This is a genomic window from Bradyrhizobium sp. USDA 4503 (genome assembly GCF_054055815.1).
Window position 1 is genome coordinate 6,840,477 of sequence record NZ_JBSRXS010000001.1, and the last position, 15,039, is coordinate 6,855,515.

The window sequence follows — 15,039 nt, forward strand, 5'->3', positions numbered from 1 at the left end:
GACAAGGTCCCGCCACACCGACCTGATAGGCGGATGTCTCGCGTGAGCTTCCTGCCATGATCGCCAGCCTCAGCCTGATCCTGCTCTGCCAGCTGGTCGGCGAGGTCGCCGTGCGCGCGCTGGCGGTACCGGTGCCGGGCCCGGTGGTTGGCCTCGTGCTGCTGCTGTTGCTGCTGTTGGCGCGCGACCGCCTTCCGGCGCTGGCGCGCGGGCCGCTCGGCGATGACGGCGTCGAGAGCGCGAGCCGCGGCATGCTTGCCAATCTCTCGCTGCTGTTCATTCCGGCCGGCGTCGGCGTGGTGCAGAAGCTCGATCTGCTCGCCGAGCACGGTATCGCGGTCCTGGTGATCCTCGCGGTGTCCGTCATCGTCACCCTGCTGGCGACGGTTGCGACCTTCGTTGCGGCGAGCAGCCTGCTTTCGAGCGAGGAGGAGAGGCCGTGAACGACAATTCGTTCTCGCTCTGGGTCTATCTCTCGCAGTCGCCGCTGCTCTGGCTGACGGTGACGCTGTTGACCTATGCGGCGGCCGACGCGGTGTCGCTGAAGACGAGGCGGCACCCGCTCGCCAATCCCGTGCTGCATTCGGTGTGGATCATCGGCGTATTCCTGCTGCTGACCGGGACCTCCTACACCACCTATTTTGCCGGTGCGCAGTTCGTGCACTTCCTGCTCGGGCCGGCGACGGTGGCGCTCGCGGTGCCGCTCTACGAGAATCGCCGGCGGGTCGCGGCGGCGATCCTGCCGATGCTGGTTGCTCTCGCGATCGGCTCGCTGACGGCGATCGTCTCGGTGGTGCTGCTGGCGCAGGCGTTCGGGCTGCCGCGCGACGTCATCCTGTCGCTGGCGCCGAAATCGGTCACCGCCGGCGTCGCGATGGGCATCAGCGAATCCCTGCATGCCGATCCCTCGCTGACCGCGGTGTCGGTGATCCTCACCGGCATCATGGGGGCGATCATCGTCACGCCCCTGATGAACTTCACCGGCATCACGGACTTTCGTGCCCGTGGCTTTGCGGCGGGCATCGCCGCCCATGGCATCGGCACCGCGCGCGCCTTCCAGGTCGACGAGGTCGCCGGCGTCTTCGCCGGGATCGCGATGAGCCTGAATGCGCTGGTCACCTCGCTGCTGGTGCCGCTGGCTGTGACATATCTGCTGCGCTGAGCGTGATCCGGAAAAGTGGGAACCGGTTTTCCCTCGCGACAAACGCAACGCGTTTGCGCGGAGATCATGCTGATATAGAGAGTTCGGCTGCAGGGCAGTTTTGTGCTATTGGTATGGCGTTGAGCAGCAAATCCTTCTAGGGTCGCCGGCTCAAACGCGAGTCTGTTCCCCTTGGTCTTCTCCGCAACTCAAAGCGTGCTTGGGCTGGCATCGGGCATGCTGGTCGGTTTTTCGCTGGGCCTGGTCGGCGGCGGCGGCTCGATCCTTGCCGTGCCGTTGATGGTCTACGTGGTCGGCGTGCCGGAGCCGCATGTCGCGATCGGCACCTCGGCGATCGCGGTCGCCGCCAACGCCGCGGTCAATCTCTCCAACCACGCCCGCGGCGGCACCGTGATCTGGTCCTGCGCGCTGGTGTTCGCGCTGTCGGGCATGCTGGGCGCATTCGGCGGCTCCATCCTCGGCAAGATGCTGGAGGGGCAGAAGCTGCTCGCGCTGTTCTCGCTGGTGATGCTGGTCATCGCGGGCCTGATGCTGAAGAACCGCGCGCGGGTCGGGCTGACCGACGTCAAGATCTCGATGTCCAACATGCCCGCGATCATCGGCCTCGGACTTGCCACCGGAACCATGTCCGGCTTCTTCGGCATCGGCGGCGGCTTTTTGATCGTGCCGGCCCTGATGCTGGCGACCGGGATGCCGATCATGAACGCGGTCAGTTCCTCGCTGGTTGCCGTCACCGCCTTCGGCATGACCACGGCCCTGAGCTATGCGTGGTCCGGGCTGGTGTCGTGGGGCCTGGCGGGGCTATTCGTCGCCGGCGGCATCGCGGGCGGCCTGCTCGGCACAAGCAGCGCCCGCCACCTGTCGGAACGGCGCGGCGCGCTTAATATCGTGTTTGCGACTGTGATTATCGTGGTGGCGATCTATATGCTGCTGCGTAACATCAATGTGTCCTGAACGTAGAAGGGCGAAGAGCTCTTGCGAAAGCCAGCCATGAACCAAATGACGAAATCGCCCCTGATCAACGCCGGTGCCACCCGCCGCGGCGCGCTCGGCCTGATCGGTGCCGGCATCGCGCTCATGGCCGCGGGCGCCGCACGCGCCGAGGACGACAATGTCCTGACCGAGGAGCAGGTGCTGCGCGATCCGGATATTCCTGACATCGGCAACCCCAAGGGCGACATCACCATCGTCGAATGGTTCGACTACAACTGCCCCTATTGCCGCAAGCTCGCGCCGGAGCTGCGCCAGGTGGTGCAGGACGACGGCAAGGTCCGCCTCGTGCTGAAGGATTGGCCGATCCTCGGACCGGTCTCCAAGGTCGCGGCGCGGATGGCGCTGGCGGCGAAGTACCAGAACAAGTTCGACGTCGCGCATGAGGCGATGATCTCGGTCAATTCGCGCATCACCGAGCCGCGCATCGCCGAATTGCTCTCGGGCGCCGGCCTCGACATGGACCGCCTGAAGAAGGATCACGACGCCAACGCCAAGGCGATCGATGCGATCCTTTCCCGCAACAACGAGCAGGCGCTGGCGTTCGGCTTCAACGGCACGCCGTCATTCATCGTCGGCAAGTACCGCGTACCAGGCGTGCTCAGCATGGATCAGTTCGAGCAGGTGATCGCCGACGCCCGCAAGGCCAATATGGGTCGCAAGACCGAGCAGAATTGATCGCGCTTCCTGCAACGAAAATGGCCTCTCCGGCGAGAGGCCATTTGCTTTTGTGTCGGCTTGAAAACAATCGTTACTTCGCCGCGATCTTGTCCCACTGCTCGCGGGTGCGCGTCTTCAGCAGGTTCCAGTCATGCGCTGCGACGTCCCAATTGACGATGGTGCGCGTGTCGTGCGCCACCTCGCCATTGGCGACGCTCGATGTCCGCATGGAATCGTAGACGTAGACGCCGCATATCAGCAGCAGCGCGCCCAAAATCATGCCGAAAAAGGTCCGCATCGCTCAATCCCTCCGGTGTCGGAAGCATAACGTCGCCGGGCTCGCTGTGGTTCCGGCGATCGATCAACTGCGCGCGAACGCCCGCATCACGTAATCGATGAACACGCGCACGCGCGGCGAGAGCTGGCGGTTGCGCGGATAGAGCAGGTTTACCGGCACCGATGGCGGCGGGCATTGCTGCAGCACCGGGATCAGCGTGCCGTTTGTCAGATCGGCTTCGGCGTGGAAGCGCGGCACCTGCACGAGGCCGAGGCCGAGTTTGGCGCTCGCCAGGTAACTCTCGGGGCCGGTCACCGACATCGGCGCCGGCAGCGGAAACTGCTTCAGCGCGCCGTCGATCACGAACTCGATCGGCCGCAGGCGTCCGGTCGTCAGCGAGCGGATGCCGATCATGCGATGGCCATCGAGTGCGAACGGGTCGACCGGTGTGCCGAAACGCGCAAGGTAATCCGGCGTCGCGCAAGTCAGCCGCTCCAGCATCGTGACCTGCCGCGCGATCATGTCGCTGTCGGGCAGCTTGCCGAAGCGCAGCACGCAGTCGACGCCTTCGCGGATCAGATCGACCCAGCGGTCGCTCTCGCTCATGTTGATCTCGATATCAGGATATTCGGCGAGGAAGCCCGGCAGGTTCGGCAGCAGGAAGTGCCGCGCCAGTGTGCCCTGCACCTCGAGCCGCAGCAGCCCCTTCGGCCGCGCGCCGCCGAACGCGCCCTCGGCGTCTTCGAGGTCCGCGATCAGCGACAGGCAGCGGCGGTAGTGCGCCTCGCCATCGAGCGTCGGGCGGACCGTGCGCGTGGTGCGCTCGAGCAGCCGCACGCCGAGCCGCGCCTCCAGCCCCTTCACCGCGTCCGTCACCGTCGAGCGCGGCAGCCCCAGATCCTCGGCGGCGAGCGAAAAGCTGCGCCGCTCGACCACCCGGGTGAACACGCGCATCGCGTCGAAACGGTCCATCTATTATCCGGTATTAACGAATAGTGATGTCGGATCATGTACGATTATCCGGCAGGTGCCAAGACATAGTGTCCTCCCAACGAACGCGGCGCGGCCGCACAACCTGATGGGAGACTGAAAATGACCAACCAAACCAACAAGGTAGCTCTGGTGACGGGTGCCTCGCGCGGGATCGGCGCGGCGGTGGCCGAACGCCTCGCCAAGGACGGCTTCACCGTCGTCATCAACTACTCCGGCGACGCCAAGTCCGCCCAGGCGGTGGCCGACAGGATCGAGGCCGCCGGCGGCCGGGCACCGACCGCGAAGGCCGATGTCAGCGATGCCCACGCGGTGCGCGGCATGTTCGACGCGGCGGAAGCCGCCTTCGGCGGCGTCGACGTGCTGGTCAACAATGCCGGCATCATGAAGCTCGGCAAGATCGCCGACAGCGACGATGCCGCGTTCGACCAGCAGGTCGCGGTCAATTTGAAGGGCAGCTTCAACACCATGCGCGAGGCGGCGCGCCGCCTGCGCAACGGCGGACGCATCGTCAACTTCTCAACCAGCGTCGTCGGCACCAAGCTCGAGACCTACGGCATCTATGTCGCGACCAAGGCCGCGATCGAGTCGTTGACCGCGATCCTGTCCAAGGAGTTGCGCGGCCGCGGCATCACGGTGAATGCGGTCGCGCCCGGGCCGACCGCGACCGACCTGTTCCTGCACGGCAAGTCGGACGAATTGATCGACCGCTTCGCCAAGATGGTGCCGCTGGAGCGGCTCGGCACGCCCGATGACATCGCCAATGTCGTGTCGTTCCTCGCCGGCCCCGACGGCTCCTGGATCAACGGCCAGGCGCTCCGCGCCAATGGCGGCCTGGTCTGACGCCCGCACATCTCCAACCCAACTCGCATTCAACCGACTTCACAAGGATACGTGTCATGAAACAGGTCATCGTCATTACCGGCGCTTCGAGCGGCTTCGGCCGCCTCACCGCCAACGCGCTCGCCAAGGCCGGCCACACCGTCTACGCCTCGATGCGCCACACCACCGGCCGCAACGCCGCCGCGGTCGCCGATATCGATGAGTTCGCGCGCGACAACAAGGTCGACCTGCGCGCGCTCGAGCTCGATGTCGGCTCGCAGGCGTCGGTCGATGCGGCGATTGCGCAGATCGTCGCCGAGGAAGGCCGCCTCGACGTCGTGATGCACAATGCCGGCCACATGGTGTTCGGCCCGGCGGAGGCCTTCACGCCCGAGCAGCTTGCCGAGCTCTACGACGTCAACGTGCTATCGACCCAACGCGTCAATCGCGCGGCGCTGCCGCAGTTGCGCAAGCAGGGCAGGGGACTCGTGGTCTGGGTGTCGAGCAGCTCTTCGGCCGGCGGCACGCCGCCCTATCTCGCGCCGTATTTCGCGGCCAAGGCCGGCATGGATGCGATGGCGGTGATCTATGCCCGGGAGCTTACGCGCTGGGGCATCGAGACCTCGATCATCGTGCCCGGCGCCTTCACCGGCGGCACCAACCACTTTGCGCATTCCGGCCGTCCCGCCGACGAGGCCCGCGTCGCCGAATATGAGGCTGGTCCCTATGCCGGCTTCGGCGAGGAGATCATGAAGGCGTTCGCGGCGATCGTGCCCGAGGATGCCGACGCCTCGTCGGTCGCCGACGCGATCGTCAAGGTCGTCGATACGCCGTTCGGCAAGCGGCCGTTCCGCGTCCACATCGATCCGACGCAAGATGGCGCCGAAGTCGCATTCGGCGTGATCGACCGCGTCCGCAACGAGATGCTGCACCGGGTCGGCTTCTCCGACCTGCTCAAGCCGCGAGTGAACGGGTAATCTTCTCCCCGCAACGTCATTGCGAGGAGCGACAGCGACGAAGCAATCCATCTGCCTGCGTGCTCGGTGACAATGGATTGCTTCGCTTCGCTCGCAATGACGGGATACGATCCCTCAGGTGCTGTCGGCTCGCTCACCATTCATCCACTGCATGATCTCCGCATTGATCTCGCGCGGATAGGTGTGGCTGAGATCGTCGATCTCGCGATAGGTCACCCTCGCGCCGGCGGCCGACAGCAGGCCTTGGGTCTGCCGCGCGGTCTGCACCGGGAACATCCAGTCGAGCCGGCCGTGGGTGATGAAGATCGGCAAGCCGCGCAGCCGCTCCGCGTCGGCGATTTCCGCCATCAGCGGATGGAAGGTCGCGGCAACGGGCGCCAGATGCGTGAAGCGCGAGGCGCCGTCGAGCCCGCTCACATAGCTGAAGGTGCCGCCGTCGCTCATGCCGGTGAGCAGCGTGCGCGTCTCGTCGATCGTCCAGTGCGCGCGCACCTGGTCGATGATGCGGTTCAGGTTCGGCGTGTCGGTGTCCTCGCCCATCAGCGCCCAGGTCTGGCCGGTCGCGGTCGGCGCCACCAGGATGGCGCCGCGGCTGCGCGCATCGCGCAGCCAGCTCCACAGGAAGCCGCGGCCATTGCCGCTGCCGCCATGCAGCGCCATCACCAGCGGCCAGGCGCGGTCGGGCGTGTAATACTCCGGCACGTACATCGAGAAGCCGCCGCGGCTGCCCGGCTCGTTGCGCTCGTGGAAGATGCCGGTGTCGGCGTTGGGCTTGGCCGCGAGCTTCGCCTGCAGCTCGGTATCCTCGCGCAGATCGGGCGCGATGAAGAAGCCGCTGACCGGCGGCAACTCGGTCAAGGGATAGAGCGCCTCCTGCGCCCGCGGCAGATAGCGCAGCGCGCGGAATACGTTGACCAGATCGCCTTCGCCGTTCTGCACGGCGCGCAGCCCTGCGTAGCCGGCGAGCGCCGGTTCGATCGCGGCTTCCAGCGCGGTCTTGATGTGCGCGAATTTCTCCGGCCAGTCGGCGAGCCGCGGCCGCACCGCCTGCAAGGCCTCCTCCGGCTCGCCCGCAATCTGCATCACGCGATCGAAGTCCGGCGGATTGAGGTTGCGCGCGACAAAGGACAGCGATTCCAGCGTCTGCAACAGCGGCGGCAGCACGGCCACGATGTCGTCAACCACCGCCTCGCTCATCGCCGCTGCCTATTTCCTTTGCCTCAATGAAGCCGCGGCGCCTTCAACAGCTTTATGCGGTCGATCGAGGTCAGCGTGACGTCGAAGGTGACGCCCTCGTGATAGATGGTCAGCGGCACGTCGACGCCGGCCGCGCCGAGCGACCAGAGCTTGCGGTAGAAGCCGGCCTGGCTCGTCACCTTGTCGCCGTCGACCGCGAGGATCACGTCGCCGGTCTTCAGTTCGGCGCGCGCCGCCGGTCCCTTGCTGGCGACGCCGACCACCACGAGGCGGTTGTCGATCTCGGTCGTGAACATGCCGAGCCACGGCCGCGCCGGCTTGTCGACCCGGCCGAACTTGCGCAAATCGTCCAGCACCGGATTGAGCAGATCGATCGGCACGATCATGTTGACATGCTCGGCGTGGCCCGAGCGCTCGCGTTCGAGCTGCAGCGAGCCGATGCCGATCAGCTCGCCGGCATTGTTGATCAGCCCGGTGCCGCCCCAGTTCGGATGCGACGGAGAAGTGAAGATCGCCTCGTCCAGCAGATACTCCCAGTAGCCGGCGAATTCCTGCTTCGCCGCGACCTGGCTTGCGACCGAGCGCGTGCGGCCGCCGGCGCCGCCGAGCACCACATTGTCGCCGACCTGCGTCGCCGCGGACGAGCCGATCCGCAGCGGCTCGAGATCGATCCGGCCGAGCGCCTGCACCAGGCCGAAGCCGGATTCGAAATCGAAGCCGAGCGCGTGGCCCTCGACCGCGCGGCCGTCGCCGAGATGCAGCCACACCGTGGCGGCTTCAGTGATCAGATAGCCGATCGTCAGCACCAGCCCGTCGTCGATCAGGACGCCATTGCCGGCGCGCTCGGTGCCGAGCGTCTCGGCGCTGAAAGCATCCGGCGGAATGATCGAGTGCAGCCCGACCACACTCATCAGCGCGCGATCGAGATCGTAGCGGTAATCTTCGGGGCGAGGCTGAAAGGCCGCGGGCACTTTCCATTCGGTCGTGGAGGGCATCAAGGGATCTCCTGGCGTGCAGGGCGCTGGAACCTCAAGGTAGACCGAGGTTCTGCCGGCAGGGAAGATGGAATGATATACCTTGCAGGGCAGCCTGCACAGCTCATGTGGCGTGCAGACCTGCCCCTCGCAAGATAATTGAACCTATTCGGTTTTTGCCGCACGCGCCGGCATGATGCGGAAGGCACGGTTGTCCTTGATCCACGCGGCGCGCTCGTCGCGCAGCATGGTGCGGCGAACCTTTCCGGAATCGTCGCGCGGCGCGGTGCCGACGCGCTCGAAACTTTCCGGATGCTTGTAGCGGCTGAGCCGGTCCTTCAGGAAATCGCCCATGCCGTCGGCGATCGCTTGCGCATCGGCGCTGTCGGCGAGCTCGAGGATTGCATGCACGCGCTGGCCGAATTCCGGATCGGGCAGTCCGACCACGACGCAGGAGCGCACCTCGGGATGCTCGCTGACCGCGGCCTCGACCTCGGCCGGATAGATGTTGGCGCCGCCGCGCAGAACCATGTCGGCGAGCCGGTCGCCGAGATAGAGATAGCCTTCTTCATCGAGTCGGCCGATGTCGCCGAGCGACTCCCAGCCATCCGGCCGCCGCTTCGGCGTTGCGCCGAGATAGTGATAGGTCGAGCCGGCGCCGTCATTGGGCAGGAAATAGATTTCGCCGGTCTCGCCGGGCGCGACGTCGTTGCCGTCCTCGCCGATGATGCGCAGTTTCGCGGTCTCGCCGATCTTGCCGACCGAGCCCTTGTGCGCCATCCATTCGGTGCCTGAGATCACGCAGGCGCCCTGCCGCTCGGTGCCGCCATAGAGCTCCCAGATCCGCTCGGGGCCGAGCCATTCGATCCATTTCTCCTTCAGCCAGGGCGGCATCGGCGCTGCCATGTGAAACACGATTTTCAGGCTGGAGACGTCGTAGCGGCTGCGCACCTCCTCGGGCAGCGCCCAGATCCGGTGCATCATGGTCGGCACGAAGTTCACCCATTGCACGCGCTCGCGCTCGATCAGCCGCAGCGTCTCCTCGGCGTCGAACTTCACCATGCCGGTGACCCTTCCGCCCCCGAACAGCGCAAAGTGCGAGAGGATGAATGGCGCATTGTGATAGAGCGGCCCCGGATTGAGCAGCGAGGTGTCGCGCGCAATGCCAAGCGTCGCCTCGGCCGTGGTCTCGATCACCGCGGGGTTGTGATCGAGGATCACCTTCGGCCGCCCGGTCGAGCCGCCGCTCGTCATCGCCTTCCAGTAGCGCGCGACCGGCGCATCGAGCGGCTCCTCGGAGAATCCGTCCGGCACGAAATTCACCGGCAGCGAATTCGGCGCATTCCAGTCGGCCTCGCCGCCGACCACCAGCGACGGTTTCAGAATCTCGAGCACGGCAGCGGCCTCGCCGCGCGGCAGCCGCCATGACAGCGAGGTCGGCGTCGCGCCGCACTTCCACACCGCGAAGGTCGTCTCGAAGAACGCGTTGCTGTTGGGCAGCCCGATCGCGACGAAGTCGCCGGGCTTGACGCCCTTGGCGGCGAAGGCGCGCGCCCGTGCATTGGCGCGGCGCTCGAGCTCGAGCCAGGTCAGCGCATCCGCGCCATGACTGATGGCGATCGCATCCGTGGGCTTGCGTTCGGCATACCAGCGCGGCACGTCGGCGAGGGGGATCAGCATGGTCGTTTCCGTCGGAAAAGGCGGCTTGAAGCGCTCTTGTTGCAGGGATGTGGCCAAGGCCACGGCCGCCACTTCACCAAGAGTGCAGTCTCCGTGTCAAGCCGGCGGCTGTCCATGCGGCCGGTATCCCGCTGATGGAGTTGCAGAATCCCTGTTCGCTAAAAGCCGCGTCAAGATTCCGGTAAAGTTCAAGCGATCGCGCTAAGCCGGGCTTTACGGGGGGCCGGCATTGTGGCCGTTGCGGTTCTGTGCCGGGCGCGTCGAGCGACGTGCACGGCGTGCAATGTCTTTCAATGACCAATGGCTTAAGGACGGCGACGATGGCGAGCAATGGAGCACGGATCAAGGTCAGTCGCGAGCCGCGGCGCCAGCTCAACAATCGTGCGGCCTGGATCACGGTCGACGACGGCGCGACCGAGAGCGAATGCGCCGTGGTCGACATCTCGCCGGGCGGCGCCAAGATCACCACCGAGGTCGAGTTCGAGGTGAATGACCGCCTCGCGCTGACGCTGCTCGCCGATCACGCCAAGCGCTATCCGTGCGAGGTGGTCTGGCGTCGCGGCAAGACCTACGGGCTCAAATTCGTGACGGCCGAAGCCGAGCCGGTTGAACCGGCCGCGGAGCCGGCCGGCGCGACCTAGCGCGGCGTTTCATCAATCAATGTTCGAATGGACGTTCGGCGCAGGCCATCGCCGATCGGATCGGGCGCGCGTTCAATGGCTCACGCCAGGACGTCCCGCGCAAGCGTGGCTCACGTCAACGTCGCTGCGGATTGTCGGCATTGCCGGTGGTGGTGCCCGTCGGGCCTCCCGGAAGCGCCGGTGCGGCGCTGCCGCCGCCGGTGCCCGAAGACGGTGCGACGCGCTGGCCGGACTGGGTCGGGAGCGCAGTGCCGCCGACGCCGTTCGACGGCGCGGCGCGGTCGCCAGGCCTCGGCGGCAGCGGGGTGCCGCCGGTGTTCTGCGCGAGAAGCGGGGCCGGTGCGAGGATGAGGCCGGCGGCGACGACGATGGCAAATTTGGTCTTGAACATGTGCTGGTCCGAGATGGCGCGGTGAGGCTTGAGCGACAGGCACAGCCGCGACGGAGACGAGACATCCGCCAAGCCCGCGAGATTGCGATACCAACATAACGTCAGCCGCATTTGATGCGTTCCCGGACGCCTCGCCAGGGCGAAGCAAATATCCGTGTAATGAACGGTCTCCACCGATCGCGGCGACGCCTCGCCGGTGTTGCGGATCTTTCGACATGAAGTTTGGACATTCATGTCGCGAGAATGCGGATGTGTGACTCACAGACCTCGCCACACACTCAATGTCGTCCTGGCGAAAGCCAGGACCCATTACCCCAAATCTCAATTGTTGCGCGACGCTGGGGCCACGATCCCGTCCAGGATCAAGTGGGATGGTTATAGGTCCTGGCTTTCGCCAGGACAACGAACGGATAGCGCCGTGTGCCCGTCCTCACGGGTTCACGCAAACACGGCAATGACGACTGGTTGGCCAGGCGCCGTCGTCCTAGCGTTCTGTCAGCTTCAGCTCGATGCGGCGGTTGCGCTTGTAGGCCTCTTCGGTCTGCGCGGTGTCGAGCGGCTGGAATTCGGCAAAGCCGGCGGCGACCAGGCGCTGCGCCGGCACGCCGAGCGAGACCAGGTACTGCACCACCGAGATCGCGCGCGCCGAGGACAGCTCCCAGTTGGACTTGAACAGCGGGCTGTTGATCGGCCGCACGTCGGTGTGGCCGTCGACGCGCAGCACCCAGGCGATCTCGGGCGGAATCTGCTTGTCGAGATCGATCAGCGCGCTCGCGACAGTTTCGAGTTCGGTCTTGCCCTCGGGCAGCAGCGTCGCCTGGCCGGTGTCGAAGAACACTTCCGACTGGAACACGAAGCGGTCGCCGACGACGCGGATATCGGGACGGTTGCCGAGGATCGCACGCAGCCGGCCGAAGAATTCCGAGCGGTATTTCGACAGTTCCTGCACCCGCTGCGCCAGCGCGACATTGAGGCGCTGGCCGAGATCGGCGATGCGGTTCTGCGATTCCTTGTCGCGTTTCTCGGAGGCGTCGAGCGCCTCCTCGAGCGCGGCGAGCTGGCGGCGCAGCGCGCTGATCTGCTGGTTCAGCAGCTCGATCTGCGCAAGTGCGCGGGACGATACGGCCTTCTCGGACTCCAGCGCCTTGTTGAGTTCGTTGGCGCGGCCCTGCGCGTCGCTGCCGGAACTCGCGAGCCCCTCATAGAGTCCCTTCATGCGGTCGCGCTCGCCTTCGGCGGAAGCGAGCCCGGCGCGCGCAGCTGCGCTACCTGGTCGTCGAGCGTCAGCTTGGAGAGCTTCTCCAGCGATAGCAGGTCGTTGAGCTGAGCGATCTTGGCGGTGAGCTGTTCCAGTGCCTTGTCCTTGCCGGTGACCTCCTGCGACAGGAAGAACTGCACGACGAGGAACACCGACAGCAGGAACACGATCGACAGCACCAGCGTCGACAATGCGTCGACAAAGCCGGGCCAGTAGTTGAAGCCGGATTCGCTGCGGCGCGAGCGGGCGAGGGCCATGGGTGTCTCCTTGGGCTTGCTCCCCGGCTAGCTTTTCTCGGGCTGGCGGGCGAGGCGTTCGAGCAGCCGCTTGATCTCGCGGTTCTGCTCGCCCTGGCCGTCGGCCCATTCCCGGATCATCTGCTGCTCGGTGCGCATATGCGCAACCAGTCCCTGGATCGCCTCGGCAAGATTGGCCATCGCGGCCGTGGTGCTGCGGCCGCCGCCGCCTTCCTCGAGCGCGGTGCGGAGCCGATCGATCGCGCCCTGCATGTCGCCGGAGACGCCGGCTTCATCGCCGGAAATGCCGCGAACGGTGCCGGCGAGCCAGTCCTCGAGGTCGGTGTAGAAGCGGTTCTGGGCCTGGCTCGACTGCAGGTCGAGGAAGCCGAGGATCAGCGAGCCGGCGAGGCCGAACAGCGAGGACGAGAACGAGATGCCCATGCCGCCGAGCGGCGCGGCGAGGCCCTCCTTCAGCGTATCGAACAGCGCGCCGGAGTCGCCGCCGACCTTGAGCCCGTCGATCACCTTGCCGACCGAGCCCACCGTCTCGATCAGGCCCCAGAAGGTGCCGAGCAGGCCGAGGAACACCAACAGGCCGGTCATGTAGCGCGAGATGTCGCGGGCTTCATCGAGGCGGGTTGCGATCGAATCGAGCAGATGTCGCATGGTCTGCTGCGAGATCGACATCCGCCCCGAGCGTTCGCCGCCGAGGATCGCGGCCATCGGGGCAAGCAGCGTCGGGCGGCGCTCGATCGCAAGGCCGGGATCGGCGATGCGGAAATTGTTGACCCAGGCGACCTCGGGATAGAGCCGGATCACTTGGCGGAACGCCAGGATGATTCCGATCAGCAGCACCGCCCCGATCAGGGCGTTCAGCCCCGGATTGGCAAAGAAGGCGGTGACGATCTGCTTGTACAGCACGACCCCGACCAGGCCGCAGAGCACCAGGAACACCAGCATCCGCACCAGGAAGATACGAGGCGAGGACAGCTTGCTCAATTCGATCTCCATGTCGGAGCGGGAAGGAGGCATTGCCGGGTCATCCGTTCGCGAAGGCCGCATCTGCGAGCAATATGGCACAGCGGCGGAGTGAGGAAAGCCGATTCCAGGGGCAGCAAATAGGACCTTGAGTTGGAATCTCGTGGGCCGTTGCCGCTTTGCACGGCTTTCCGACCGCTCGGCGCATCACCATCCGCTGAACTGCACACCCCACCCGCAGATCGCGAAATGAGGTCGGCTTGCACGCGTCATTCGGTGAGGCGAACGCGACGATGGTGATTCGGTCCGATTGTCTCGATGTTGCAAGGTGCGGCATTCCGCGCAGGCAAAATGGCGGGGTTCCCGCTCACGCAGACCTTAATGCATTCCCACAGCCTGCGATGGAACCCGCTCACAATGCGGTGACAAGACAAAAGATGCCGCGAAATCAGAGTGATAGCATTCTGTGACATTGAGCCGCCCAAAAACGCATTGCGTCGCAGCAAGCAGATTTTATTTTCATCGCAGCAACGCGAGCGGTGTCGCCGTGACACCGCCGTTCGTTTGTTCAAACCTTTCAGGGGCGATTATCTCAATGTCTGGACTTCGCGCGCAATCGGCATGCATTGCTCTGATGCTGGCCGTGACGGCGCCACTGCTTGCAGGCTGCGACGAGCCGAACACCGCAACCGCCGCCGTGCAAGCACCCGAGCCGGACGTCAGTGTCGTCACCGTGAAGCCGCAGGCGCGCGCGATGCTGCGCGAGCTGCCGGGCCGCATCGCGCCGACCCGTGTTTCCGAGGTACGCCCGCGCGTCTCGGGCATCGTGGTCAACCGCATGTTCCATCAGGGCAGCGAGGTGAAGGTCGGCGATCCCCTGTACCAGATCGATCCGCGCCCGTTCGAAGTCGAATTGCAGTCGACCGAGGCGGCGCTGGCGCGCGCCAAGGCCGTGCTCGAACAGGCCGCGCTGCAGGCCCGCCGTATCGCCACCTTGACCAGCCAGCGCGCGGCGCCGGAAGCCGAGAACGAAAAGGCGATCGCGACGCTGAAGCAGGCCGAAGCCGATGTGCAGGGACGCGAGGCCGAAGTTGCGCGCGCCAAGCTCAATCTGGATTATGCGACGATCCGCGCGCCGATCGACGGCACCATCGGCGCGGCGCTGGTCAGCGAGGGCGCGCTCGTCGTGCAGAACGACGCCGCGAGCCTTGCGACCATCCAGCAGCTCGATCCGATCTACGCCGACTTCCAGCAGTCGGTGACCGAGATGAACCAGCTCCGCCGTGCCTTCGAGAGCGGCGATCTCGACCGCATCGCGCCCGACGCGATGAAGGTGCGCCTCGTGCTCGACGATGGCTCGATCTACCCGCTGCCGGGCAAGCTGCTGTTCTCCGACGCCAAGGTCGACGCCTATACCGGGCAGGTGACGTTGCGCGGCGAGTTCCCGAACCCGCATCGCATCCTGCTGCCGGGCATGTATGTGCGCGTGCTGATCGAGCAGGGCATCGACAGCGATGCGATTGCCGTGCCGCAGCAGGCGATCCAGCGCAATGGCGGCGGCGGCAGCGAGGTGTTCGTCGTCAAGGCCGACAATCACGTCGCGGTGCAGCCGGTGCGCACCGGCTCGCTGCAGGGTGGTTCCTGGTTCGTGACCGACGGTCTTAAAGCCGGCGACAAGGTCGTCGTCGAGGGGTTCCAGAAATTCGCCGCCGGCGACAAGGTCCGGCCGCAAGCCTGGCGCGAGGTCGACGCAGCTGCAGCACCGACGGATCCGCACCAGACCGCGCACGCAGTGCGGTGATC

The 15,039-nt window shown here is 65.9% G+C and carries 15 protein-coding genes and 1 pseudogene; 8 read left to right on the forward strand and 8 right to left on the reverse strand.

The window, feature by feature from the left end; translation table 11 throughout:
* Window positions 1-56 precede the first annotated feature (56 nt).
* From ACVMIH_RS32585 to ACVMIH_RS32600, 4 genes are all read left to right on the forward strand, one after another.
* Window positions 57-443: a CidA/LrgA family protein gene (locus ACVMIH_RS32585; RefSeq protein ID WP_168859405.1), complete on the forward strand. Its 387-nt coding sequence runs from the start codon at window positions 57-59 to the stop codon at window positions 441-443.
* Entirely contained in the window at window positions 440-1,162 is a 723-nt protein-coding gene (locus ACVMIH_RS32590; RefSeq protein WP_057016186.1) for an LrgB family protein, read from the forward strand. Before ACVMIH_RS32585 ends, ACVMIH_RS32590 begins: the two co-directional genes overlap by 4 nt.
* Before the next feature lie 216 nt (window positions 1,163-1,378).
* On the forward strand, window positions 1,379-2,116 hold the full coding sequence (locus ACVMIH_RS32595; protein ID WP_051003131.1) for a sulfite exporter TauE/SafE family protein: 738 nt from the start codon (window positions 1,379-1,381) through the stop codon (window positions 2,114-2,116).
* Between the two features lie 36 nt (window positions 2,117-2,152).
* Window positions 2,153-2,830: a DsbA family protein gene (locus ACVMIH_RS32600; RefSeq protein WP_199805202.1), complete on the forward strand. Its 678-nt coding sequence runs from the start codon at window positions 2,153-2,155 to the stop codon at window positions 2,828-2,830.
* Between the two features lie 73 nt (window positions 2,831-2,903).
* On the opposite strand, the gene ACVMIH_RS32605 is transcribed toward ACVMIH_RS32600, so the two are convergent.
* Window positions 2,904-3,110, reverse strand: a complete 207-nt coding sequence (locus ACVMIH_RS32605) for a hypothetical protein (protein WP_456864631.1) — start codon at window positions 3,108-3,110, stop codon at window positions 2,904-2,906.
* A gap of 63 nt (window positions 3,111-3,173) precedes the next feature.
* Window positions 3,174-4,061, reverse strand: a complete 888-nt coding sequence (locus ACVMIH_RS32610; protein WP_076824997.1) for a LysR family transcriptional regulator — start codon at window positions 4,059-4,061, stop codon at window positions 3,174-3,176.
* A gap of 120 nt (window positions 4,062-4,181) precedes the next feature.
* Here ACVMIH_RS32610 and ACVMIH_RS32615 point away from each other — a divergent pair, with 120 nt between their 5' ends.
* The gene (locus ACVMIH_RS32615; protein ID WP_057016187.1) at window positions 4,182-4,922 is read left to right on the forward strand and encodes an SDR family oxidoreductase; all 741 of its coding nucleotides are present in this window, start codon (window positions 4,182-4,184) and stop codon (window positions 4,920-4,922) included.
* A 56-nt stretch (window positions 4,923-4,978) separates the two neighbouring features.
* On the forward strand, window positions 4,979-5,878 hold the full coding sequence (locus tag ACVMIH_RS32620) for an SDR family oxidoreductase (protein WP_456864633.1): 900 nt from the start codon (window positions 4,979-4,981) through the stop codon (window positions 5,876-5,878).
* A gap of 114 nt (window positions 5,879-5,992) precedes the next feature.
* Here the strand turns inward: ACVMIH_RS32620 and ACVMIH_RS32625 are convergent, their stop codons facing one another.
* The 3 genes from ACVMIH_RS32625 to ACVMIH_RS32635 form a co-directional block, all read right to left on the reverse strand.
* Window positions 5,993-7,075, reverse strand: coding sequence for a carboxylesterase family protein (locus tag ACVMIH_RS32625; RefSeq protein ID WP_168859135.1), 1,083 nt, complete (start codon window positions 7,073-7,075; stop codon window positions 5,993-5,995).
* A gap of 23 nt (window positions 7,076-7,098) precedes the next feature.
* A complete protein-coding gene (locus ACVMIH_RS32630; protein ID WP_456864635.1) occupies window positions 7,099-8,070 on the reverse strand; it encodes a S1C family serine protease in 972 nt (323 codons plus the stop codon).
* 144 nt (window positions 8,071-8,214) lie between these two features.
* Window positions 8,215-9,729, reverse strand: coding sequence for an AMP-binding protein (locus ACVMIH_RS32635; RefSeq protein WP_229192663.1), 1,515 nt, complete (start codon window positions 9,727-9,729; stop codon window positions 8,215-8,217).
* 320 nt (window positions 9,730-10,049) lie between these two features.
* Between ACVMIH_RS32635 and ACVMIH_RS32640 the strand changes: the two genes are divergently transcribed.
* On the forward strand, window positions 10,050-10,370 hold the full coding sequence (locus tag ACVMIH_RS32640) for a PilZ domain-containing protein (RefSeq protein ID WP_057016191.1): 321 nt from the start codon (window positions 10,050-10,052) through the stop codon (window positions 10,368-10,370).
* Window positions 10,371-10,485: 115 nt separating this feature from the next.
* Here ACVMIH_RS32640 and ACVMIH_RS32645 read toward each other — a convergent pair whose 3' ends face one another.
* The 3 genes and pseudogenes from ACVMIH_RS32645 to ACVMIH_RS32655 form a co-directional block, all read right to left on the reverse strand.
* Window positions 10,486-10,872 (reverse strand): hypothetical protein, encoded by a 387-nt coding sequence (locus ACVMIH_RS32645; protein ID WP_057016192.1) that lies wholly within the window; start codon window positions 10,870-10,872, stop codon window positions 10,486-10,488.
* 373 nt (window positions 10,873-11,245) lie between these two features.
* A pseudogene (locus ACVMIH_RS32650) lies at window positions 11,246-12,276 on the reverse strand (peptidoglycan -binding protein).
* A 27-nt stretch (window positions 12,277-12,303) separates the two neighbouring features.
* Window positions 12,304-13,290: a hypothetical protein gene (locus tag ACVMIH_RS32655; RefSeq protein WP_057016194.1), complete on the reverse strand. Its 987-nt coding sequence runs from the start codon at window positions 13,288-13,290 to the stop codon at window positions 12,304-12,306.
* A 541-nt stretch (window positions 13,291-13,831) separates the two neighbouring features.
* Here ACVMIH_RS32655 and ACVMIH_RS32660 point away from each other — a divergent pair.
* Window positions 13,832-15,037, forward strand: a complete 1,206-nt coding sequence (locus ACVMIH_RS32660) for an efflux RND transporter periplasmic adaptor subunit (protein ID WP_141341973.1) — start codon at window positions 13,832-13,834, stop codon at window positions 15,035-15,037.
* The last annotated feature ends 2 nt before the right edge of the window (window positions 15,038-15,039 follow it).